This is a genomic window from Faecalibacterium hattorii, from assembly GCF_003287455.1.
Lineage (GTDB): Bacteria > Bacillota > Clostridia > Oscillospirales > Ruminococcaceae > Faecalibacterium > Faecalibacterium hattorii.
Genome location: NZ_PRLC01000002.1, coordinates 130,159 through 150,878 on the forward strand (window position 1 = coordinate 130,159; position 20,720 = coordinate 150,878).

Consider the following 20,720-nt stretch of genomic DNA (forward strand, 5'->3'; position numbering starts at 1 on the left):
AGTTCGTTTCACTTTATGTACGGTATAAAATGCTTACAGAGCCATGTTGCCATGCTTCTTGGGCAGACGGGCAGCACGCTTGGTGCTCAGCAGTTCAAAGGCAGCCACGACGCTTGCGCGTGCATTGGCGGCATCGCAGACCATGTCGGCGGCGCCCGCTGCAACTGCGCTGGAAGCGCTGCACACCTCAGCGGCATAAGCAGCAGCCTTGGCGTTGGTCGCAGAGATGATGTTGTCAGAAGCGTCGATCTCTTCCTTGTACAGGACAGAGACGGCAGCATTCGGCTCCAGAGCGCTGACGGTGCAGCCGTTGACGGCGATCTTCAGGTCGGCGTTGGCCAGAGCGGTGTAGACAGGGCCGACTGCCTTGCCAGCCAGCAGAGCGACCTTTGCGGTGGTAGCGTCTGCATAAGTAGCAGCCAGACGGGCAGCCTCGCGGATGCCGCCGGCGATGTCATCGGTGGCGCTGGGCACGAAGCCGTTGGTGTCCACGATGGTCAGCACGGGGACGCTGAAGGCGTCGCACAGGCGGACAAAGCGGGAAGCCTTGGACACGCAGTTGTGGCACAGCTGCTCACCGGCAGCCACCACACCCACAGCGTTGCCGCCGATGGTAGCAAAGGCAGTGTAGACATGCTTGCCGAAACCGGCAAAGAGCTCCACGGCGCTGTCCTTATCGATCAGGGCAGCGGCCACCTTCTCCGGAGCGGCACCGGCAGCCAGAACAGCGGTGGGCTGCTCGAACTCGAAGATAGCGGGGCCGGTCAGGTTGTTGGCGGGCAGCAGACCCACGATGTGAGCAGCCTTCTCGGCAGCATCCTCGGCGGTATCGGCCACGATGGCAGCCACGCCAGCCTTGGCAGCAGCCTCAGCAGAACCGGCGCCGGGGACCTTGTCGCCCTTGGCGGCAGAGGTGAAGGGGGCGGTGAAGAACAGCTCCGCATCCTTTGCCATCACGCAGACATCTGCGCTGGCAGCGCTCAGAGCGCTGGTACCGCCGCACACGCCGGTGACCACTGCCACCTGCGGCACAACGCCGGACACCTTAGCGATGGTCGCGTTCAGCTTGGCACTTGCGGTCAGCACGTCCAGACCCTCAGCCAGCTTTGCGCCGACGGAGTTGTAGAACGTGACCACCGGGCAGCCCGTCTGAGCAGCCATTTCGAGAACCTTGATGTTCTTTTCAACGTCCTTGACGGTGACAGCCTCGCCGTTCTGGTAAACGGCATAGGCCTGCTGGCCAGCCGCATAGCCGCAAGCGGCGCTTACCGCGCCGTCCGCAAACAGTGCGGTGTATTCCCCGTCATCGAAAAACTTGGCGAGGATTTCTCCTTTGTTGATCTTTGAAGCCATGGTAAGACCTCCTGCTTTGTCTATTTTGAGCTTTCAAAATTAGTATTATTATACCGTATTTCCCTAAATTTCTCAAGTACCGACCGGCCCATTTTCCGGGAAAAATTTCACAATCTTTTCCGGTGCAGGGTCGGCCGCCTTGTTCTGGCCGCCGAAAGGCGGGAAATATCGGGAAAGCGTATCACTTTCTCCGCTTGGCCGGGGCGCCGTCTCTCCCCTTCTGGCCCACGGGGCCGCGGGGGCGGCGCTCTGCCGCTTTGGACTGCAGCGCAGCCGAGCGGGTCTGGGCACGGCCCTTGGCCGCTGCGGCGCGCAGACCGTTGACTTCCGCCTTGGTCAGCTCACGGTAGGTGCCGGGCTTGAGCATTCCCAGCTTGACGACACCCTCGGCGTTCCGCTTCAGGCGGACGACCTCCAGCCCGACGGCTTCGCACATCCGGCGGATCTCGCGGTTCTTGCCCTCTTTCAGGGTCATCTCCATGACGGTGCGGCCCGGCTCGTCGGTCACGACGTTGATGGCGCAGGGCATGGTCTTGGTGCCGTCGTCCAGCACGACGCCGGAGCTCATCTTCAGGATCTGCGCTTCGTCCGCGCGGGGCTGGACGGTGACGCGGTAGAGCTTGGAGATGCCGCCGGACGGATGGGTGACGGCCTGTGCAAAGGCGCCATCGTTGGTCATCAGCAGCAGACCCTCGCTGTCCTTATCAAGGCGGCCCACCGGGTAAAGGCGGGCGGGGATGTCGCTGACAAGCTCCATGACGGTCTTGCGGCCCAGCTCATCGCTGGCGGTGGTAACATAGCCGCGGGGCTTGTACAGGGCCAGATAGTAGAGCTGCTGGTTCTTCTGGATGTAGATGCGCTCGTCATCCACATGCAGCACATCGCGGTTGGGGTCCATCTTGTCGCCCACCTTGACCGGGTGGCCGTTCACCTTGACGCGGCCCTCGGCAATGATCTGCTCCGCCGCGCGGCGGGAACACAGGCCCTGCTCGCTCATGATCTTCTGAATACGTTCTTCTGCCATAGTTGTTCACTCCTTGTGCGCCTCCCGGCGCTCAAAACGCACGTTGCAACGTGCTCTATCAAAACTGCGGGTTGGAAGTCCGCAGTTACGGCCGGGGCTTTTCCTCCGCCGGGGCGGCGGGAGCTTCTTTTTTGTTGAGGAGGGCGCTGACCTTTTCCACCAGTTCGGGGATCATGGTCAGGGCGCGGTCCACTGTGTTGCTGCTGTCGGACAGCTGGATGGTGCGCACGCAGCCATCCTTGACGACCAGAAACGCCACAGGCTGAATGTTGACACCCGCGCCGGAGCCGCCGCCGAACAGGTCCTTGTTGGCAGCATTCTTGCCGTCGAAATCGGTGCCGCCGGAGGCGAAGCCGAAGCTCACCTTGGACACCGGGAGAATGGTGATGCCGTCCTCGGTGGTGATCGGTTTGCCGATGATGGTGTTGGAATCCACCATCTGCCGGACCTTGTCCATCGTGACGTTCATTAAATCTTGAATCGGATGCTCAGCCATAAAATCGGCCTCCTTATTTCGATACTGGGGAAGTTCTCCCCGGAACCACTCCCCCGCCGCAGCGGACAAGCGGGACACGCCATACAGATATATTATAGCGGAATCAAAGGAACAAATCCAGTACTTTTTCGTGCCAGAATTCGTAAAGAACACGCAAAGCGGTAAAAACGATCGCATAGGCCTGTGCCGTCACCCGGAAGGACACCCGGTCTTCCACGGTGGGCTGGTCGGGACCGAGATCCGGCACAAGGCGGAGCTGCTCAAAATCAAGGTAAAGAAAGCGGTCCAAAAGGCCCAGCGCACCGCCGAGCCATGCGTTCAGCTTGCCGTAGCTGCGGGCCACGTCGGCGGGGTCCTCGCCCCGGACGCCGAGGCAGATGTTGATCTTGGTGATCCGCAGCGCCCCAAAAACGGCCTTGGTTAACTTGCCCGCCCCCCGCAGGATGGTGCAGACGATGTTTAAGGTCAGCTTTGCCTTTTTGCGGGGCGTCGCTTCCGGCTTCGGCTTCGATTCCGCTTCCGGTTTCTTTTTGGACTTCTTCTTTTTCTCCTTCTTCGGCTTTTCCGGCGCGGGATACCGGAACACCGGGAAGGTGATGCCCAGCGCACCGGCCTTGACGGTCAGGGTCTCGTTCTCCCACAGCACATCCGCGCAGAAGGGGCAGAGCATCAGCAGCACCGCCAGCACCAGAACCACCAGCAGCAGGATGCCGATGCACTTTAATAGGAAGAGCAGCACGCCGCCCACGACGCCCAGAATGCTCAGCACCACGCTCATACCGCTCCCCCGCTTTCTTCCTGATCGTTATGGATGGGCGGCAGGTCATCCAGACTGGACAGGCCAAAACACCGCAGAAAGACATCCGTTGTCCGGAACGCCACCGGGCGGCCCGGCAGGTCGAGGCGGCCCGCCTCCTCGATGAGTCCCTTTTCCAGCAGACCGGACACGCTGGACGAGGAATCCACGCCGCGCACCTGCTCGATGAAGGCACGGGAGACCGGCTGGTTGTACGCAATAACGGTCAGCGTCTCCATGGCCGCCGGGCCCAGCGGCACCGAGCGGCGGGTGTCCAGCACCCGGCGGACCGGCTCCGCGAAATCGGTCTTGGTGGCCAGCTGCCAGTGGGTGTTCAGGTGGAGCAGACAAAGGCCGCTGTCCTCGCGGGCATAGCGGGCGTGCAGGTCTTCCAGCGCCTCTTCCACGCTCGCCGTCGGCAGCTGCAGCGCCTGTGCCAGCTTGTCGGCCCCGACGGGCTCCCCGTAGGCAAAGAGCATCGCCTCCACGGCGGCTCGTATCGTTTTCTGGTTCATTTGTTCTCCTTTGTGCGTTCCAAGCGGCCCCGGCGCATGGTCAGCTTCCCTTCCGGGCCCAGCGTCACCCGCCCGCCGCGCACCAGCTCCAGCAGGGCCAAAAAGGTGGCGACGTTCGCGCCCCGGCTCTGGCGGCGGGAAAAGAGCTGCCCCATCCGCTGCGCCCCGCCCGCTATGAGCTGACGCAGGATGTAGACCACCCGGCTGCTGACCGATACCTGCGGCGCGGAGACCAGCGGCTCGAACTGCTGCTGGGTCGGCTCCTTGCGGACGAGGGGCGTCCGGCCGGAGAGTGCTTGCCAGCAATCGGCCAGCATCTGCGGCGAGTGGAACAGGTCATAGGTATTGTCCCACTCCATCTGCAAGGGCGCGCGGACAAAGACCGGGGCTGCTTCGGCTTTTTCCCGCAGTTGGGCAGCCATCCGGCGGCACTGGTCGTATTCGATCAGCCGCCCGGTAAACTCCTGCTTCATCCGCTCACCCTCTTCGCTGCGGGGCAGCAGCAGATAGCTCTTCATCTCTACCAAATGCGCCGCCATCTCGATGAAAGCGCTGGCCGTCTCCGGGTCGGCATCGTCTGCCGAGGCCACTGCGGCGGTGTATTGGTCGATGAGTTCCAGAATGGGGATGTTGTGCAGGTCCATCTTGTGCTTTTGCACCAGCGTCAGCAAAAGCTCCAGCGGCCCCTCAAAGTCTTCGAGGCGAAACGTCAGCTCCTCTGCCACTCAGATCACCGTCCCGATGGATGCGTAGTAGGCCGAAAGGGCGATCTGGTCGATGTAGCCGGTGCCGAGGTCCAGCAGATCCCAGACCACATTGTTCAGCACCGTGAGGGGCCCGTCGAGGAAGCCGCCCCACACCACCGCCAGCATCACGATCAGGATGACCCGCTCATACTTCATCATGCCGAAGTAGATGCGCTCCGGCAGGACGGCCAGCAGCACCCGGCTGCCGTCCAGCGGCGGAACCGGGATGAGGTTGAACACCGCAAGGCTGACGTCCATCATGACTAAGTATTGGAGGAACCGGGCCGCAAAAATCGTCAGCTCCGTGATGGGCGCCCAGTAGTACAGCAGCTTCCACACCACCATGGCGAGGTAGGCAAGGATCAGGTTGGCCACAGGGCCCGCCAGCGCGGTGAGCGCCATGCCCCGCTTCGGGTTTTTGAAGTTGCGCGGGTCGGTGGAGACAGGTTTTGCCCAGCCCACGCCCGCAAACACCATGCACAGCGTACCCAGCAGGTCGAAGTGCTTGAAGGGGTTCAGGCTCAGCCGCCCCTCCTGCTTCGCTGTGGGATCCCCCAGCAGCCACGCCGCCAGTGCGTGCCCCGCCTCGTGGAATGGGATGGCGACCAGCGCCACCAGCGTTCGGATAAGATAATAGATTCCGCGTGAGCTCATGTCATTCTCCTGTCAGTGGATGATTTTCATTTATTGTACTATTTTTTTCGTGTTCCGACAAGGGTTTGGCGCACAGATGAAAAAGGTTGCAGAAAATTTGAAAAAATGCTTGCATTTTCCCCGTATCTCTGGTACAATAGTCAAGCTGATTATTTTGAATTCCTTACTTCACTGCTAGGAGGTGCAAGTACCATGGCTAAGTGTGAATGCTGCGGCAAGGGCGTTACCTTTGGTATCAAGGTTTCCCACTCTCATCGCCGTTCCAACCGTACTTGGAAGCCGAATGTCCGTCGTGTCAAGGCGGTCGTGGAGGGTTCTCCCAAGTATATCTACGCATGCTCCCGTTGCCTGCGCGCTGGCAAAGTTACCCGCGCTGTCTAAGTAGCTGCATCTGCCGGTCACTTTGTCGAGTGGCCGGCTTTTTTGTTATCCGTGAGGAGGTTTTTGCATGGCACTGCCCAATGACCCCATCATGCTGCTGAGCATGGTGAACCTGAAGCTGCGCGATTTTTACCCCACCCTCGACGCACTGTGCGACGATTTGGATGAGGATAAGACCGCACTGTGCGCAAAGCTTGCTGCCGCCGGGTATGAGTACGACCCCGCGCGAAATCAATTCGTATAAATTCAGGAGGTTGCTTCCATGATGCAAGGTACCTATTACAAAGAGTGGAGCCGGGTGCTCGGCCGCGAGATGGAGTTCAAGGTCTACGGCACTGCCGGTGTGCCGGTTCTGGCGCTGCCCGCACGGGGCGGCCGCTTTTACGACTGGGAGAACAATGGGATGCCCGATGCGGTGGCTTCCCTGCTGAACACGGGCAAGGTCCAGCTCTTCACCGCCGACAGCATTGACGCCGAATGTCTGCGGACCGGGGACGTCTCGCCCCGCCGCCGCGCCGAGCTGCAGGAAAAATATTTCTGCTACCTCACCGGCGAGCTGGCTGCCCGCATCCGGGAGCTGAACGGAGATGCCGACGCTCCGCTGTGGTGCGTGGGCGTGGACACCGGTGCCGTTCAGGCGGTCAACTGCCGTCTGCGCCGCCCGGAGGTCTTTGCCGGGGCCATCGGCCTGTCCGGCCTGTACGATGTCTGCCGCTTCCTCGGCAGCGCAGAGGACGACCTCGTACTGCGGAACGCGCCCATCGCTTACCTGCCCGAAGGGATCGTGGACGCCAAGGCCTTTGCCAAGGCTGAGGAGAACCATCTGCTCCTCTGCGCCGGGCAGGGCAGCTACGAGGAGGACTCACAGGCCGACACCCGCGCCCTCGCCGCCGCGCTGGCCGCCGCCAGCATCCCTGCCCACTGCGAGATCTGGGGCAACGATGTTTCCCACGACTGGTACTGGTGGGGCAAGGAGCTGAACATCTTCGCCGAGCGCGTCTTCGGCCGAGGTCAGGAGAAAACAAATGCCTGAATTCATCATCGGTGCCCGCGGCCATGATTTCGGCCGCCATACCCCCGAAGAGCTGCTCACTTCCATCGGCAAGGCGGGCTTCCGCTGCACCCAGTTGGCCTACACCAAGGCCATTGAGGACGTGAAGAGCTACGCCGACATCACGCCGGAGCTAGTGGAAGCCACCAAGGCCGCTGTCGCTGCCTCCGGCGTTTCCATCGCCGTGGACGGCACCTACGTTGAGCTGAGCTATGCTGACGAGGACAAGCGCCGCGCCGAGGTCGCCAAAGTGCTGAGCCAGATCCCCGTCGCCAAGGCGCTGGGTGCAGGCTGCATGGGCAGCGAGACCACCAACATGGCAAAGCAGCCCGGCGTCACCCGAAAGGAAGCGCAGGAAGCGCTGCTCCGCAGCCTCGGCGAGATCCTGCCCCTCTGCGAGGAGCAGGGGGTGCTGTTTGCCGTGGAATGCGTCTACTACCACGCCATGAACACCCCGGAGGCCGTCAAGATGGTGCTGGACACCATGGCCAGCCCGAATCTGCGGGTCATCTGCGATTTTGCAAACTACGTGGGCCCGGAAAACGCTTCTGTGGACGCCCAGCGCCGCATCTGGGATCAGGTCGGCAGCTGGTACGGCGACAAGATCGCCGCCGTCCACTTCAAGGGCCAGAACTTCCAGCCCGACGGCACCCTCTACTCCACCTCACTGGAAGATTCCTGCGTGGACTATGCGGGCGGCTTTGCCATGCTCAAGGCGATGCCGCAAGCGGCCCTTCCCGTTCTGCGGGAGGAAGCCGTCCCCGCCCGCGCGGCCAGCGATATTGCGTTCATCCGCCGTTTCTGCATCTGATTTTTTGAACCGACTGCTGCAACTCCTTCCGGCATCGCGTCAGCGATGACGAAGGGAGTCGCAGCAGTTCTTTTTTGTTCTCGCTCGTTCACAAAAAGTTAACATTTGAAGGTTCAATCCCTACTTGTCTTGTAGGACAAACTGTGCTACAATCCTCTTGTACGAAAGATACCCCCAAGGGGTAATTTGAAAGGAGTCGTTCCCATGCGTGAAGCAACCGAGAAATGTCCCCGCTGCTGTGACACTGCAAACGCGGACGACCGCGAAGTGCGGGAAGCCGAAGCAGAAACGGAAAGTTCTTCCTGCTGCTGCCGCCACAAAAAGCGGAGCGAGGAGGAGTACAAGAGCCTCATCCACCGGCTGAACCGCATTGAGGGCCAGATCCGCGGCATCCGCGGCATGGTGGAAAAGGATATCTACTGCGCCGACATTCTGGTGCAGGTGGCGGCGGTGAACTCGGCGCTGAACGGCTTTTCCAAGGAGCTGCTGGCCCAGCATGTGCGCACCTGCGTGGCGGACGATCTGCGGGCGGGCAGCGAAGAAAAGCTGGACGAGCTGATCAAATTGCTGCCAAAGCTTATGAAATGACCCTCTTGCGGGCAAGCCAACCGATCTTCAGGAGTACGATTATGGAACAATACAATGTTACCGGCATGAGCTGCGCGGCCTGCTCTGCACGGGTGGAAAAGGCCGTGAACGCTGTTCCCGGCGTCACAAGCTGCTCGGTCAGTCTGCTGACGAACTCCATGGGCGTGGAGGGCACCGCCAGCGCCGCCGCCATCGTCAAGGCGGTACAGGATGCGGGCTACGGTGCCAGCCCCAAATCCAGCAGCGCTTCCGCTGCGCCGGACTCCAGTTCCGACCTTGACGCACTGGCCGACCACGAGACCCCGAAACTGAAAAAGCGGCTCATCGCCTCACTGATCTTTCTCATCGTTCTGATGTACTTTTCCATGGGGCACATGATGTGGGGCTGGCCGCTCCCCCATTGGTTCGACGGCAACCACGTCGCCATGGGCCTTGTTCAGCTGCTGCTGGCGGGCATCGTCATGGTCATTAACCAGAAGTTCTTCATCAGCGGCTTCAAGGGGCTGATCCACCGCGCCCCCAACATGGATACGCTGGTGGCGCTGGGTTCCTCGGCCAGCTTTGTCTGGAGCACCTACGCCCTCTTCGCCATGACCCGCGCACAGGTGGACGGCAACGAGGAACTGGTCATGCACTATATGATGGAGTTCTACTTCGAGTCCGCTGCCATGATCCTGACCCTCATCACCGTGGGCAAGATGCTGGAGGCCCGCTCCAAGGGCAAGACCACCGATGCACTCAAGAGCCTGATGAAGCTGGCCCCCAAGACCGCCACCCTGCTGCGGGGCGGTGCCGAGGTCAGCGTGCCCATCGCGGAAGTGCGCAAGGGCGATATTTTCGTCGTCCGCCCCGGTGAGAACATCCCCGTGGACGGCATCGTGCTGGAAGGTTCCAGCGCCGTGAACGAAAGCGCTCTGACCGGCGAGAGCATCCCGGTGGACAAGGCCGAGGGCGACAAAGTCTCTGCCGCCACCACCAACCAGTCCGGCTTCCTGCGGTGCGAGGCCACCCGCGTGGGCGAGGACACCACGCTGGCCCAAATCATCAAGATGGTCAGCGACGCCGCCGCCACCAAGGCTCCCATCGCCAAGATCGCCGACACCGTGTCCGGCTTCTTCGTGCCCGCCGTCATCTCCATCGCCGTGGTCACCACGATGGTCTGGCTGCTGCTGGGCCGGGAGTTGGGCTACGCACTGGCCCGCGGCATCTCGGTGCTGGTCATCAGCTGCCCCTGTGCGCTGGGTCTGGCCACGCCGGTCGCCATCATGGTCGGCAACGGCCTCGGCGCCAAGAACGGCATCCTGTTCAAGACCGCCGCTTCGCTGGAAGCCGCGGGCCGCACCCAGATCGTTGCGTTGGATAAGACCGGCACCATCACCAGCGGCGAGCCGAAGGTCACCGACATCCTGCCCGCCGAGGGCGTTTCCGAGACCGAGCTGCTGACCCTTGCCGCCGCACTGGAGCGCAGGAGCGAACACCCGCTGGCCAAGGCCGTCCTCGCTTACACCGAAGCAAACGCCATTGACGCGCCCGAAGTTTCCGACTTTTCCGCCCTGCCCGGCAACGGCCTGTCCGCAAGGCTGGACGGAGCGGAGATCTTCGGCGGCAACGCAGCCCTGATCGAAACCAAGGCCGCCGTCCCTGCCGTGCTGAAGGAAAAGGCCGCCGCCCTTGCAAAGGAAGGCAAGACCCCGCTCTACTTCGGCGGCGCGGGCAGACTGCTGGGTGTGGTCGCCGTGGCCGACACCATCAAGGAGGACAGCCCCCGCGCCATCCGCGAGCTGCAGAACATGGGCATCCGGGTCGTGATGCTCACGGGGGACAACCAGCGCACCGCCGACGCCATCGGCAAGCAAGCGGGCGTGGATGAAGTCATCGCGGGCGTCCTGCCCGACGGCAAGGAAGCCGTCATCCGCCAGCTGCAAGCTTCCGGTAAGGTAGCCATGGTCGGCGACGGCATCAACGACGCCCCGGCCCTGACCCGTGCCGACACCGGCATCGCCATCGGTGCGGGCACCGACGTCGCCATCGACGCGGCGGATGTCGTCCTGATGAACTCCAAGCTCTCCGATGTGCCCGCCGCCATCCGGCTCAGCCGCGCCACCCTGCGCAACATCCACGAGAACCTGTTCTGGGCGTTCCTCTACAACACCATCGGCATCCCGCTGGCCGCCGGTGTGTTCATCCCCTTCGGCCTGACCCTGAACCCCATGTTCGGTGCAGCGGCCATGAGCCTGTCCAGCTTCTGCGTGGTCAGCAACGCACTGCGGTTGAACCTGTTCGACCTGCACAGCACCAAGCACGACCACAAAGCCAAGAATGCCGTTTCCCTGCCCGCTGCCCCCGTGCAGCCCGCAGTCGAAGACCATACCACATCCAATGTCAAGGAGGATAACGTTATGAAAAAGACCCTGCATGTTGAGGGCATGATGTGCGGCCACTGCGAGGCCCGCGTGAAGAAGGCACTGGAAGCTCTGCCCGAAGTCAGCGAGGCCGTGGTCAGCCACGAGGCCGGCACCGCCATCGTCACCCTGAGCGCCGACGTCTCCGACGAGACCCTGAAGAAGGCCGTCGAGGATCAGGATTACAAGGTCACCGGCATCGAGTGAGCCGGTTTCCCAAATCAGAAACGGGAGCTGTCCGCACAATGTGGGCAGCTCCCGTTTTTTTGTCAGGTCGTTTCGAATCGTGCGGCACCTTTTGTCTTCAGCCAGCGCAGTGCAAGGGCATCGGCCCCCGCCAGCAGCAGACAGGCAAGGCTCAGGCTGACGGCGGGCGGCATCCTATGGGACAGCGCCGCCGTCCCCGCAAACAGCGCAAGGGCCGCGCCCCAGCTCAGGAGCATGGCCAGCAGACAGAAGGGGCTTTGCTTGATGACCGCCGTTTCGCTGGTCCAGTGGAAGCTGGGCATCAGCACCCCCAGCACCAGCCCCACCGCCGCCGACAACACCACGAAGAGCGCCACCGCCAGAAGGCCCAGCAGCACCATGGGCAGAGCGGCCCGCACCACAGCCAGCAGCACCCCCGCGCAGAGCAGGGCGGGCGGCAGCGTCACCGCCAGATGCAGTTCCAGCTTGGCGCGCAGGGTCTGCCACGGCGAGACCGGCAAGCTCCGGATACGCCAAAGGCTCTCCCCTTCCAGCGAGACGGAGGGGGCCGTCAGGCAGTTCGTGCCCGCCCCAAGGGCTGCGGCGAATGCTGCCGCCGCACCCGCCAGCCCCGGCGGAAGCAGCTGGACCGCCAGCAGCCGGATCTCCCCTGCTTTGTACAAAGCCAGCACGCTGAGCACCACCAGCCCCAGCGACCCCATGGCGCAGTTGAGCAGGTAGGTGGGGCTGCCCGCCAGATGGAGCAGCTCCCGCCGCAGCAGGGCCCGCCGCACCGAGACGCGGCGGCTGGGCGCTGCCTTCATTTTCGATGCCGCGCCGCCGGTGCGGGTGGTCATCAGGCGGAGGTAGGGGCCGGAAAGAAGCTTTCCCAGCGCGGCGCAGACCGCCGCCAGCGAGATCAACAGCCCCAGCAGCACCGGGATATCTCCGCACGCAGCCCGGCCCAGCAGCAGCCAGCCGCCCTGCGGCAGCCCTTCCCCGCCGCCCCACAGCGCCGAGGAGAGCAGGGCGTTCAGCAGCGCACCGCTCTTTTGATAGCCGAGGAAATAAAGGGCAAGGAAGCCCAGCGACGCCGCCACGGTGAAGAGCGCTTTATGCCGCCCGGCCTTCGCCACGAGCAGAGCCACCGCCCAGCCCAGCAGCGCCGCCAGCACCGACGCCGCCCCGGCCAGCAGCAGGGCCATCGGCACAGCGCTCAGGATGCCGCCCAGCGGATGCGGCGCGAACCGCGCATAGGCCGCTTCGGCGGGCACCCAGACGAGGAGCAGATAGAACAGGCTCATCTCATACAGGCCGCTCAGCCGCACCGCAAAGATCATCCACGGCGGGATGGGCAGAGCCAGCAAAAGGTCGTTGTCCTTGGCCTGAAAAAGGCGGTTATAGCTGGAAAGCGCCCCGGCCAGCACGCTGACAAGGAGGGCCAGCAGTTCCAGCACGAGGAAATAGAGGGTCTCCCAGCCGGCCGGCAGAAGAAGCTGCGCCAGCGGCCACGACAGCGAAGCAAAACTCGCCATCAGCACCAGCGCAATGGCCCCATACAACGCCCCGAAGGCAAGCTTTCCCGTTTGGGTGCGCTGCTTCCCGGTGCGGGCGCTCCGGTTCAAAAAGGCGCTCTGCTCCCGCCGCTGTTTGTGCAGCAGGGCGGCAAAGCAGCGTTTCGTCTCAGCGTTCATCGGCGCCGCCCTCCAACTCTAAGAAGACCGTTTCCAGCGAGGCGTCGCCCCGCACCTCGGCCATGGAGCCCGCCCGGATGAGCTTGCCGTTTTTGATGATGGCCACCTGATCGCAGAGCTTTTCCGCCACTTCCAGCACATGCGTCGAGAAAAAGATGGCCCCGCCCGTGTCGCAGAAGGCCCGCATGGTCTGCTTGAGCTGGTGCGCCGCCAGCGGGTCCAGCCCGACGAAGGGTTCATCCATCAAGATCAGTTTGGGCGCATGGAGCAGCGCCGCGATGATGGCCAGCTTCTGCTTCATGCCGTGGGAGTAGTCCCCGATGGGCTGGGCCAGCGCCCCGGTCAGGCCGAAGCGCTCCCCGTACCCCCGCACCCGCTCGGCGCGGGCCGCGTCCGACACCCCGAAGATGTCCGCGATGAAATCGAGGTACTGGATGCCGGTCATGTAATGGTAAAGGTCGGGGTTATCGGGCAGATAGGCCAGCTTCCGCTTGGCGGCAAGCGGATCCTCCCGCACCGAGATGCCGTCCACCCGCACCTCGCCGCTGTCCGGCTGGAGGATGCCGCAGCAGCATTTCAGGGTAGTGGTCTTGCCCGCACCGTTCGGCCCGATAAAGCCGAAGATTTCGCCGGGCCGGATGGTCAGCGTCAGGGCGTCCACCGCCGTCTTCTCCCCGTAGCGCTTGGTCAACTGCTGAATCTGAAGCATTCCGCTTCCCCCTTTGATCCCATTTGTAGAAATCATCCCACATTCGGCGGGCGCTGTCAAGGTTTTGCGACACAAAAAGAGGGCCAAAATCTGTAAAGCATATGCTTTTTACAGCTTTTGACCCTGCATTTTATTCTCGGATGACGGCCACCGTTTCAACGTGGTAGCGTGCAAAAAGCTCGATCGCAGCCGGGCCGACCCGCTCCCCGCTGACCACGATGGGGATCGCGGGCGGGCAGGAGACGGTGGGCATCGCGCAGACCCGGCCCAGCGCCTCGGCGGCGGGGATGGTCTGCTGCGGGGCGAAGACTGCCGCGCGCACAGAGCAGACCGGTTCCGCTTCTGCCGCCAATGCGGTGAAGGTGTCCCCTTCCGGCTCAGGGCATTCCGGTACACCGGGCAGTGCCGCGCAGATCGCTGCAACGGCTTCTTCCAGCCGGTCGTAGTCCTGCGCCGGATTTTCGGGTGTGAACATCAGCACCACATAGCGGGGGTCGGCATACTCGCACTCGATGGCATACTTGCGCAGTGCCTCAGCCAATGCCGTGCCGGTCAGGCCCAGTGCGGCGGCGTCTAGCGTCAGCTTGAGGGGTTCGCGGGCCGGGTCGTCCACGGCCAACGAAAGCTTGCTCCCCGCCGCAGCCGCCGCCTCGTTCAGCACCCGCCGCAGCCGCGTCAACTGCCCACAGCAGGAGTAGAGCCGCAGCGGATACCCCTCAGACAGATACCGGTTGCACCGGTCGAGGGACTGCAAGATCAGGTAAGAAGGGCTGGTGGAACCGAAGAGCGCCAGCGCATTGCGCACCGCCGTTTCGTCCTGCACCGGAGCCTTGAGGCCGAGGTGCAGGTAGGCCCCGCCGGTGAGGACGGGCAGGGTCTTGTGGCCGGAGTCGCAGCACATCGCGGCCCCCAGCGCCATGGGGTGCTTGCTGCCGCCGACCAGAAAGTTCAGGTACGCGCCGTGGGCGTTGTCCACCAGAAGCGGAGCACCATGGGCGTCGCAGACCTTGGAAAGGGCCGCGATATCCTGCATCCCGCCGAGGTAGTCCGGGCTGGTGACGTAGACGCCAAAGGGGGTTCTCCCCTGCCCGGAAAGCCGCTCCAGCGCCTGTTCCAACTGCCCCGCCGTCACCGGGCAGCTGCACAGCGCCCCGGCAGCTTCCGGCGCGGGCCAGAGCCACTCGATGTCGAAATCGAGGAGGGCGGCGGCGTAGAGCAACGCCTTGTGGGCGTTGCGGGCGGCCAGCAGAACGGGCCGCTGCCCCGCCGGGGCCGCTTGCAGCGCAAGGCAGAGCATGGCCCGGATGCACTGGGATGAGCCCTCGGTGCTGTAATAGGTGTGGGCCGTGCCGAACAGCTTGGTGGCGTTGGCTTCGCTCTCCGCGATGATGCCCTCGGCCTCGTACAGCTCGTCGGCGCCCTTGATCTCGGTGATATCGGCCTCCTCAAAGCCCAGCAGCTTCTGGCCCTTGTGGCCGGGCATGTGGAGCCGGGAGGTGCCGGACTTGGCGTAGCTGCGCACAAAGTCCACGATGGGTGTGGTCATGCTCATTCGCAGGCTTCGCCGTCGGCACAGGCATTGCAGGTGGAACCCAGCTCGATGGGCACTTCGATGCCCTGTGCTGCCAGCTCCTGATTCTTCGCCACTTGGATCATGATGGCGCACTCCATCCGCTTACGGAACAGCTCACAGCCGTACTCGTACACGCCGGTGATGCTGCCGGTGGCGTGGTAGGCATTGGCCGCGCAGCCGCCGGAGCAGTAGAGCTTGGCCCAGCAGTCCTTGCACTCCGGGCGGGCGTAGGCGTTGCAGTGCTTGAACTCATCCCGCACGGCGGTGTTGGTGACGCCCTTCCAGATGTCGCCCATCAGGTACTTGGGATCGCCGACGAACTGGTGGCAGGGGTACAGGTCGCCCCACGGGGTGACGGCCATGTACTCGGTGCCGGAACCGCAGCCGGAAATGCGCTTGTAGATGCAGGGGCCGCCGGTCAGGTCGATCATGTAATGGTAGAAGGTGAAGCCGCGGCCCTCGCGGTCGCGCTTGATCATCTCCTTGGCGAGGATCTCGTACTGCTCCTTCAGGATGGGCAGGTCCTCGGCGGTCAGAGCGCTGGGGTCATCCGGCTTGCAGACCACCGGCTCCATGCTCAGCTCGGTGAAGCCGAGATCGGCCATATGGAAGATATCGTTGGTGAAATCGGTGTTGAAATGGGTGTAGGTACCGCGCATGTAGTAGCCCTTGTCGCCGCGCTTCTCCACGAACTTCTGGAACTTGGGCACGATGGTATCATAGCTGCCGTGGCCCGCGTAGTCCTTGCGGAAGCGGTCGTGCACTTCCTTGCGGCCGTCGAGGCTCAAAACGACGTTGTGGCACTCCTTGTTGCAGAAGTCGATGACGTCATCGTCGATCAGCATCCCGTTGGTGGTCATGGTGAAACGGAAGTTTTTGTTGTGGATTTTCTCCTGCTCGCGGCAGTAGGCCACCAGCTTTTTCACCATGTCGAAGTTCATCAGCGGCTCGCCGCCGAAGAAATCGACTTCGAGGTTTCGGCGGGTGCCGGAGTTCTCGATCAGGAAATCCATGGCCCGTTTGCCGACCTCAAAGCTCATCAGGGCGCGGTCGCCCTGATAGCGGCCCTGCGAAGCGAAGCAGTAGGAGCAGTTCAGGTTGCAGGTATGAGCCACATGCAGACACAGCGCCTTGACCACAGTGTTGCGGTTCTTGAAATCGAAGGCCATGTCGGCGTAGGTGTCAGGGCTCCACAGCTTGCCCGCCTGTTCCAGCGAGGCCACATCCTCCAAGCACTGACGCAGGTCGGCCTCGGTCACATCGGGGCGGTCGCCGTACTTTTCGAGCATGGCGGCCACGATCTCGTCCGCGGAGTGCTCCTTGTACATTGCGATGACGTCATACGCCACATCATCCACCACATGCACCGAGCCGCTGCAGGTATCCAGCACGATGTTATAACCGTTCAATTGATACTGATGTACCATTTTACTCTCCATTCCATTATTCCATAAAAAAATGCCGCCCGGCAAAGGCGGCATCCGATTGGCAGAAATTACTTGTTGCTGTTCTCGCACTTCTGGTTTGCCACGCCGCAGGAAGTCTTGCAAGCGGACTGGCAGGAAGTCTGGCACTCGCCGCAGCCACCGGTCACAACGCTCTTGGTCAGGTCACGAGTAGCGATCGTCTTGATACGTTCCATAATATATAACCTCACTAGATCATAAAGTTTTATGCGCGGAACCATCCGCACACGATATTACCTTTATGTAGGATAGCACACATCCTACCCAATGTCAAGATTTTTGTCGCAGAAAGCGGGGATATGCTCCATCATTCTAAAGGCTGGTATTTTTTCAAAATCGTGTGGAGCCCCAGCTCCCGCGCTTTGGCCAGTAAGTACCGGTAGCGGCACAACAGCGCCTGACGCTCGTAGATGCGCTGTTCGATCAGGTCGGTGTCCACCTCCAAGTCAAACATCATCTCGTTGCGGTGTAGACAGAACAGGCACTCCTTCAGCTCCTCCTCCAATTCCGGGTGGTAGCGCTCATGCTCCGAATCCCGCGGGATGCGGTTTGAAAGATACGTTTGCGGTTTTTGCTGGGTCGTCATCATGCAGCTTCCTCCTCTTTGTACGCTGAAAACTTTACGCTTTGGTTTTCAGTATATGCAGGGAGAGCGCAAAGGATGACGGTTTGGAGAGCTGATTTAGAAAATGCGATTGGCGCGGTTCATGTATTCGAGTTCGCGCTTTGCGCAGGTATTCACATACAGGTTCAGGTCAGATGTGGTTTGCAGTTGTGCAACACGCGCATTCAGTTCTGCACCCTGTGCCTGAATGCCATCCATTTTGTTTGATAGCTGATTGCAATTACGAATAACTTTATCAATTTTTTGATTTGATTCCTGAATCGCATCATAAAGCATCCATTGATTTTCTTTGATTTCTTCCAAATGTCGGATAACTTCATCCAATTTTACAATAATTCGATCCAACCGACTTTCCATATCATATTTATTGTATGCACCTTCATGACCTTCCAGTTGGGTGCATACGCCTGTATCAAAATAGCCATACAAAGAACATATCGGAACAAATCCCCAGTAGTTCTTATGAATGATATTCTTTTCGTACAATTTCTCCAAAGTCGCTTTTGTTTTCCGATTTGCATCCTTCATCTCTTTTAACTGTTCTTGAAGCAGCGTTTTTCTCGGAAGTTCCCTTTGCACACGCAGTTTTTCCAGCTTAACGGCCTCATTATACGCTTTTACAGCATTATCATAATTCTTTTTCGATTGGACATCTGCACCATGCTGCGCATCAGCTGCATTTACCATACTGATGGCAAGTGCAATCAGTCCAACAATGAGTGCAAAAGCAGCAATTTCCCAAAAGAACTCCCTAAAAAACTGTAAAATCAATCCAAGTACAAATAATAATACTGCTCCCGGCAGACACATAAATGCAACCATATCAGCCGTACCACCGTCATAATGAGATAATGTCACTTTGTCATAAACCGGTTTTGTATACTGGCGATAGCCCGGTAATGTAGAAAGCTTGTACTCTAACGATGCAATCACTCCATTTTGCGTGTACACCTCTTTTTCCAACTCGACGACCATACCAAGATATTCTTTAATTGCTGCCGCTGTCATTTGACACCATCCTTTTCTTTAGCCCCAAAATTGTATAACAGCCCAAATTCGGGCTATGTTTTCTTTAGTATAGCCCGATGTCGGGCAATTGTCAATGTACGGCTATGGTCTTACCATTCAATTAAAGTAACTTTTGGATGGTGTATTCTATGATTTCCTATCAACCGCTTTGGGCTACGATGAAAAATCGTGGAATTTCACAATACAAACTTATCAAGGATTACCATTTCAGCACCGGCCAACTCGACCGCTTACGCAAAAACGACAGCGTAAGCACTAACACCTTGGATATGCTTTGCTCTATTTTAGATTGCAAACTTGAAGAAGTCGCTGTCTATCTCCCCGACGAAGCAGATTTCTCGAATTGAATTTACAAAAACTCCATCGAAATTCATCGAGTTCACCTCAAACAAAAAAGATTTTTGATTCCTGTATTCCTCTACTTTTTCGTCAACAATAAAGCCGCTGACCGTCTGCCTTACACAGAATCACCAGCGCGTTTCCTCTTTTTCAAGTCCCCCGGACACAAAAAATCGGCACCCGCTTTTCAGCGAGTGCCGATTTTGTTACCCTATCATTGCTTTGATTTTTGGCGCAGCTTTGGCGTAAATCCGCTTTTGAGCGCTCCAAAAATCAAGGATTCATGCGGTTTTTTGGCAGTTATTAGTACATGCCGCCCATACCGCCCATGTCACCGCCAGCGGCGGGGGCAGCCGGAGGTTCCGGCAGGTCAGCCACGAGGCTCTCGGTGGTCAGGACCATCTCAGCGACGGAAGCTGCGTTCTCCAGAGCGGAACGGGTGACCTTGGTCGGGTCCACGATGCCGGCGGCGATCATGTCGTCCACGAAGACCTCGTTCTGGGCATCGAAGCCATAGTTGGGCTTGTTGGCAGAAATGATCTTGTCGATGATGACGCTGCCTTCCAGACCGGCGTTCTTGGCGATCTGGCGCAGAGGAGCCTCCAGAGCCTTCAGGACGATCTTTGCGCCGGTGCGCTCGTCGCCTTCCAGCGTGTCGCACAGCTCACGGACAGCGGGGATGGCGTTGATGGGAGCGGTGCCGCCGCCAGCGACAACGCCTTCCTGAACGGCTGCCTTGGTAGCGTTCAGAGCATCCTCGATGCGGAGCTTCTTGTCCTTCATCTCAACTTCGGTGGCAGCGCCGACCTTGATGACGGCCACACCGCCCGCCAGCTTTGCCAGACGCTCCTGCAGCTTCTCGCGGTCGAAATCGCTGGTGGCTGCCTCGATCTGGTTGCGGATCTGGGCGATGCGGGCTGCGATAGCGTCCTTGTCGCCAGCGCCGCCGACGATGGTGGTGTTCTCCTTGGTGACCTTGACCTGACGGGCATGACCCAGCATCTGAACGGTGGCGTCCTTCAGCTCATAGCCCAGATCGGAGGACACGACAGTGCCGCCGGTCAGGGTAGCGATATCCTGCAGCATCTCCTTGCGGCGGTCGCCGAAGCCGGGAGCCTTGACGGCGCAGACATTCAGGGTGCCGCGCAGACGGTTGACGATCAGGGTGGACAGAGCCTCGCCCTCGATGTCCTCCGCCACGATCAGCAGCTTCATGCCGTTCTGCATGACCTGCTCCAGCAGGGGGACCAGATCCTGAATGACGCTGATCTTCTTATCGGTGATCAGGATGGCGGCGTTGTCCAGATCAGCCACCATCTTATCGGTATCGGTGACCATATACGGGGTCAGGTAGCCGCGGTCAAACTGCATACCTTCGACGATCTCGTTGTAGGTCTCAGCGGTGGTCTTGTTCTCCTCGATGGTGATGACGCCGTCGGAAGTAACCTTCTCCATAGCCTCTGCGATCAGGCGGCCAATCTCCGGGTCACCGGCAGAAATGGTGCCGACGCGGGCGATGTCGTTGGAGTCCTTGACCTTCTGGCTGTGGGCCTTGATGGCCTCCACCGCCTTGGTGACTGCCTTGCTCATGCCGCGGCGGATGTCCATCGGGTTTGCACCGGCGGTGACATTCTTCATGCCCTCGGTGACCATGGCCTGTGCCAGAACGGTTGCGGTGGTGGTGCCGTCACCTGCTGCATCGTTGGTCTTGGTGGCGACCTCACGCACCAGCTGTGCGCCCATGTTCTCGAACTCGTCCTTCAGCTCGATCTCCTTGGCGATGGTGACACCATCGTTGGTGATGACCGGGGCGCCGAACTTCTTGCCCAGCACCACGTTGCGGCCCTTGGGGCCAAGGGTAATCTTCACGGTATTTGCCAGCGTGTCAATACCGGCGCACAGCGCCTTGCGGGCTTCCTCGCCCTGCTTGATCTGTTTAGCCATAATCAAATCGCTCCTTTAAAGCTCAATTTCAAAAATAGAGGGGAAGATCTCAGTCTTCCACAACGGCCAGAATGTCGCCCTGACGGACGATGGTACACTCCTCGCCATCCACCTTGACTTCGGTGCCGGAATACTTGCTGGTGAGGACCTTATCGCCGACCTTCACGGTCATCTTGACTTCCTTGCCGTCCACAACGCCGCCGGGGCCGACAGCGATGACCTCACATACCTGAGGCTTCTCCTTGGCACTGCCGGTCAGGATCAGGCCGCCCTTGGTGGTCTCCTCGACCTCAACAGTCTTGATAACAACACGGTCTGCAAGAGGAATGATCTTCATA

23 protein-coding genes are annotated in these 20,720 nt (G+C 60.5%); 7 read left to right on the forward strand and 16 right to left on the reverse strand.

All coding sequences use genetic code 11. The features are described from left to right. Window positions 1–33 precede the first annotated feature (33 nt). From C4N23_RS02050 to C4N23_RS02080, 7 genes are all read right to left on the reverse strand, one after another. The gene (locus tag C4N23_RS02050; protein WP_112143693.1) at window positions 34–1,353 is read right to left on the reverse strand and encodes a carboxyl transferase domain-containing protein; all 1,320 of its coding nucleotides are present in this window, start codon (window positions 1,351–1,353) and stop codon (window positions 34–36) included. Window positions 1,354–1,534: 181 nt separating this feature from the next. Further along, complete coding sequence (locus C4N23_RS02055) at window positions 1,535–2,377, reverse strand: pseudouridine synthase (protein WP_055187822.1); 843 nt, start codon at window positions 2,375–2,377, stop codon at window positions 1,535–1,537. A gap of 85 nt (window positions 2,378–2,462) precedes the next feature. Continuing rightward, window positions 2,463–2,873, reverse strand: coding sequence for a GerW family sporulation protein (ytfJ, locus tag C4N23_RS02060; RefSeq protein ID WP_112143695.1), 411 nt, complete (start codon window positions 2,871–2,873; stop codon window positions 2,463–2,465). Window positions 2,874–2,976: 103 nt separating this feature from the next. After that, window positions 2,977–3,651, reverse strand: coding sequence for a DUF2953 domain-containing protein (locus C4N23_RS02065; RefSeq protein ID WP_112143697.1), 675 nt, complete (start codon window positions 3,649–3,651; stop codon window positions 2,977–2,979). Continuing rightward, complete coding sequence (gene scpB, locus C4N23_RS02070) at window positions 3,648–4,184, reverse strand: SMC-Scp complex subunit ScpB (protein ID WP_112143698.1); 537 nt, start codon at window positions 4,182–4,184, stop codon at window positions 3,648–3,650. Before scpB ends, C4N23_RS02065 begins: the two co-directional genes overlap by 4 nt. Next, window positions 4,181–4,909, reverse strand: coding sequence for a segregation and condensation protein A (locus C4N23_RS02075; RefSeq protein WP_112143700.1), 729 nt, complete (start codon window positions 4,907–4,909; stop codon window positions 4,181–4,183). The genes scpB and C4N23_RS02075 overlap by 4 nt, the downstream gene beginning before the upstream one ends. Continuing rightward, window positions 4,910–5,584 carry a site-2 protease family protein gene (locus C4N23_RS02080; protein WP_097838790.1) on the reverse strand — a complete coding sequence of 225 codons (675 nt, stop codon included), beginning with the start codon at window positions 5,582–5,584 and terminating at the stop codon, window positions 4,910–4,912. Window positions 5,585–5,776: 192 nt separating this feature from the next. Here C4N23_RS02080 and rpmB point away from each other — a divergent pair, with 192 nt between their 5' ends. The 6 genes from rpmB to C4N23_RS02110 all read left to right on the forward strand — a co-directional run bounded on the left by rpmB (window position 5,777) and on the right by C4N23_RS02110 (window position 11,024). Then, window positions 5,777–5,965, forward strand: a complete 189-nt coding sequence (gene rpmB / locus C4N23_RS02085; RefSeq protein ID WP_005932647.1) for a 50S ribosomal protein L28 — start codon at window positions 5,777–5,779, stop codon at window positions 5,963–5,965. A 67-nt stretch (window positions 5,966–6,032) separates the two neighbouring features. Continuing rightward, window positions 6,033–6,209: a DUF4250 domain-containing protein gene (locus C4N23_RS02090; RefSeq protein ID WP_070099933.1), complete on the forward strand. Its 177-nt coding sequence runs from the start codon at window positions 6,033–6,035 to the stop codon at window positions 6,207–6,209. An 18-nt stretch (window positions 6,210–6,227) separates the two neighbouring features. Then, window positions 6,228–6,998: an alpha/beta hydrolase-fold protein gene (locus C4N23_RS02095; RefSeq protein ID WP_112143702.1), complete on the forward strand. Its 771-nt coding sequence runs from the start codon at window positions 6,228–6,230 to the stop codon at window positions 6,996–6,998. Continuing rightward, a complete protein-coding gene (locus C4N23_RS02100; protein ID WP_112143704.1) occupies window positions 6,991–7,827 on the forward strand; it encodes a sugar phosphate isomerase/epimerase family protein in 837 nt (278 codons plus the stop codon). Before C4N23_RS02095 ends, C4N23_RS02100 begins: the two co-directional genes overlap by 8 nt. A gap of 204 nt (window positions 7,828–8,031) precedes the next feature. Continuing rightward, window positions 8,032–8,415 carry a metal-sensing transcriptional repressor gene (locus C4N23_RS02105; protein WP_112143706.1) on the forward strand — a complete coding sequence of 128 codons (384 nt, stop codon included), beginning with the start codon at window positions 8,032–8,034 and terminating at the stop codon, window positions 8,413–8,415. Window positions 8,416–8,456: 41 nt separating this feature from the next. Further along, window positions 8,457–11,024, forward strand: a complete 2,568-nt coding sequence (locus tag C4N23_RS02110; RefSeq protein WP_112143708.1) for a heavy metal translocating P-type ATPase — start codon at window positions 8,457–8,459, stop codon at window positions 11,022–11,024. A 62-nt stretch (window positions 11,025–11,086) separates the two neighbouring features. On the opposite strand, the gene C4N23_RS02115 is transcribed toward C4N23_RS02110, so the two are convergent. The 7 genes from C4N23_RS02115 to C4N23_RS02145 form a co-directional block, all read right to left on the reverse strand. Next, window positions 11,087–12,697 carry a hypothetical protein gene (locus tag C4N23_RS02115; RefSeq protein ID WP_112143710.1) on the reverse strand — a complete coding sequence of 537 codons (1,611 nt, stop codon included), beginning with the start codon at window positions 12,695–12,697 and terminating at the stop codon, window positions 11,087–11,089. Continuing rightward, a complete protein-coding gene (locus C4N23_RS02120; protein WP_055187799.1) occupies window positions 12,687–13,406 on the reverse strand; it encodes an ABC transporter ATP-binding protein in 720 nt (239 codons plus the stop codon). The genes C4N23_RS02115 and C4N23_RS02120 overlap by 11 nt, the downstream gene beginning before the upstream one ends. A gap of 130 nt (window positions 13,407–13,536) precedes the next feature. Continuing rightward, on the reverse strand, window positions 13,537–14,958 hold the full coding sequence (locus C4N23_RS02125; protein ID WP_112143712.1) for an aminotransferase class I/II-fold pyridoxal phosphate-dependent enzyme: 1,422 nt from the start codon (window positions 14,956–14,958) through the stop codon (window positions 13,537–13,539). Further along, window positions 14,955–16,406, reverse strand: a complete 1,452-nt coding sequence (gene scfB / locus C4N23_RS02130) for a thioether cross-link-forming SCIFF peptide maturase (RefSeq protein ID WP_112143714.1) — start codon at window positions 16,404–16,406, stop codon at window positions 14,955–14,957. Before scfB ends, C4N23_RS02125 begins: the two co-directional genes overlap by 4 nt. Window positions 16,407–16,474: 68 nt before the next feature. Beyond that, a complete protein-coding gene (scfA, locus tag C4N23_RS02135; RefSeq protein ID WP_015563834.1) occupies window positions 16,475–16,621 on the reverse strand; it encodes a six-cysteine ranthipeptide SCIFF in 147 nt (48 codons plus the stop codon). Between the two features lie 131 nt (window positions 16,622–16,752). Then, a complete protein-coding gene (locus tag C4N23_RS02140; protein WP_097838798.1) occupies window positions 16,753–17,034 on the reverse strand; it encodes a DUF2508 domain-containing protein in 282 nt (93 codons plus the stop codon). Window positions 17,035–17,127: 93 nt separating this feature from the next. Beyond that, a complete protein-coding gene (locus C4N23_RS02145; protein WP_112143716.1) occupies window positions 17,128–18,078 on the reverse strand; it encodes a hypothetical protein in 951 nt (316 codons plus the stop codon). 149 nt (window positions 18,079–18,227) lie between these two features. On the opposite strand from C4N23_RS02145, the gene C4N23_RS02150 reads away from it, so the two are divergent. Further along, window positions 18,228–18,446: a helix-turn-helix domain-containing protein gene (locus tag C4N23_RS02150; protein ID WP_112143718.1), complete on the forward strand. Its 219-nt coding sequence runs from the start codon at window positions 18,228–18,230 to the stop codon at window positions 18,444–18,446. A gap of 295 nt (window positions 18,447–18,741) precedes the next feature. Here the strand turns inward: C4N23_RS02150 and groL are convergent, their stop codons facing one another. Together groL and C4N23_RS02160 are read right to left on the reverse strand one after the other, a co-directional pair. Beyond that, on the reverse strand, window positions 18,742–20,382 hold the full coding sequence (gene groL, locus C4N23_RS02155) for a chaperonin GroEL (RefSeq protein ID WP_097838799.1): 1,641 nt from the start codon (window positions 20,380–20,382) through the stop codon (window positions 18,742–18,744). 49 nt (window positions 20,383–20,431) lie between these two features. After that, on the reverse strand, window positions 20,432–20,719 hold the full coding sequence (locus C4N23_RS02160) for a co-chaperone GroES (RefSeq protein ID WP_055187788.1): 288 nt from the start codon (window positions 20,717–20,719) through the stop codon (window positions 20,432–20,434). Between the last annotated feature and the right edge of the window lies 1 nt (window position 20,720).

Coding starts and splice junctions, on each gene's coding strand:
- C4N23_RS02050 (WP_112143693.1), bottom strand. CDS start 1,353: ATGGCTTCAAAGATCAACAAAGGAGAAATCCTCGCCAAGTTTTTCGAT.
- C4N23_RS02055 (WP_055187822.1), bottom strand. CDS start 2,377: ATGGCAGAAGAACGTATTCAGAAGATCATGAGCGAGCAGGGCCTGTGT.
- ytfJ (WP_112143695.1), bottom strand. CDS start 2,873: ATGGCTGAGCATCCGATTCAAGATTTAATGAACGTCACGATGGACAAG.
- C4N23_RS02065 (WP_112143697.1), bottom strand. CDS start 3,651: ATGAGCGTGGTGCTGAGCATTCTGGGCGTCGTGGGCGGCGTGCTGCTC.
- scpB (WP_112143698.1), bottom strand. CDS start 4,184: ATGAACCAGAAAACGATACGAGCCGCCGTGGAGGCGATGCTCTTTGCC.
- C4N23_RS02080 (WP_097838790.1), bottom strand. CDS start 5,584: ATGAGCTCACGCGGAATCTATTATCTTATCCGAACGCTGGTGGCGCTG.
- rpmB (WP_005932647.1), top strand. CDS start 5,777: ATGGCTAAGTGTGAATGCTGCGGCAAGGGCGTTACCTTTGGTATCAAG.
- C4N23_RS02090 (WP_070099933.1), top strand. CDS start 6,033: ATGGCACTGCCCAATGACCCCATCATGCTGCTGAGCATGGTGAACCTG.
- C4N23_RS02095 (WP_112143702.1), top strand. CDS start 6,228: ATGATGCAAGGTACCTATTACAAAGAGTGGAGCCGGGTGCTCGGCCGC.
- C4N23_RS02100 (WP_112143704.1), top strand. CDS start 6,991: ATGCCTGAATTCATCATCGGTGCCCGCGGCCATGATTTCGGCCGCCAT.
- C4N23_RS02105 (WP_112143706.1), top strand. CDS start 8,032: ATGCGTGAAGCAACCGAGAAATGTCCCCGCTGCTGTGACACTGCAAAC.
- C4N23_RS02110 (WP_112143708.1), top strand. CDS start 8,457: ATGGAACAATACAATGTTACCGGCATGAGCTGCGCGGCCTGCTCTGCA.
- C4N23_RS02115 (WP_112143710.1), bottom strand. CDS start 12,697: ATGAACGCTGAGACGAAACGCTGCTTTGCCGCCCTGCTGCACAAACAG.
- C4N23_RS02120 (WP_055187799.1), bottom strand. CDS start 13,406: ATGCTTCAGATTCAGCAGTTGACCAAGCGCTACGGGGAGAAGACGGCG.
- C4N23_RS02125 (WP_112143712.1), bottom strand. CDS start 14,958: ATGAGCATGACCACACCCATCGTGGACTTTGTGCGCAGCTACGCCAAG.
- scfB (WP_112143714.1), bottom strand. CDS start 16,406: ATGGTACATCAGTATCAATTGAACGGTTATAACATCGTGCTGGATACC.
- scfA (WP_015563834.1), bottom strand. CDS start 16,621: ATGGAACGTATCAAGACGATCGCTACTCGTGACCTGACCAAGAGCGTT.
- C4N23_RS02140 (WP_097838798.1), bottom strand. CDS start 17,034: ATGATGACGACCCAGCAAAAACCGCAAACGTATCTTTCAAACCGCATC.
- C4N23_RS02145 (WP_112143716.1), bottom strand. CDS start 18,078: ATGACAGCGGCAGCAATTAAAGAATATCTTGGTATGGTCGTCGAGTTG.
- C4N23_RS02150 (WP_112143718.1), top strand. CDS start 18,228: ATGATTTCCTATCAACCGCTTTGGGCTACGATGAAAAATCGTGGAATT.
- groL (WP_097838799.1), bottom strand. CDS start 20,382: ATGGCTAAACAGATCAAGCAGGGCGAGGAAGCCCGCAAGGCGCTGTGC.
- C4N23_RS02160 (WP_055187788.1), bottom strand. CDS start 20,719: ATGAAGATCATTCCTCTTGCAGACCGTGTTGTTATCAAGACTGTTGAG.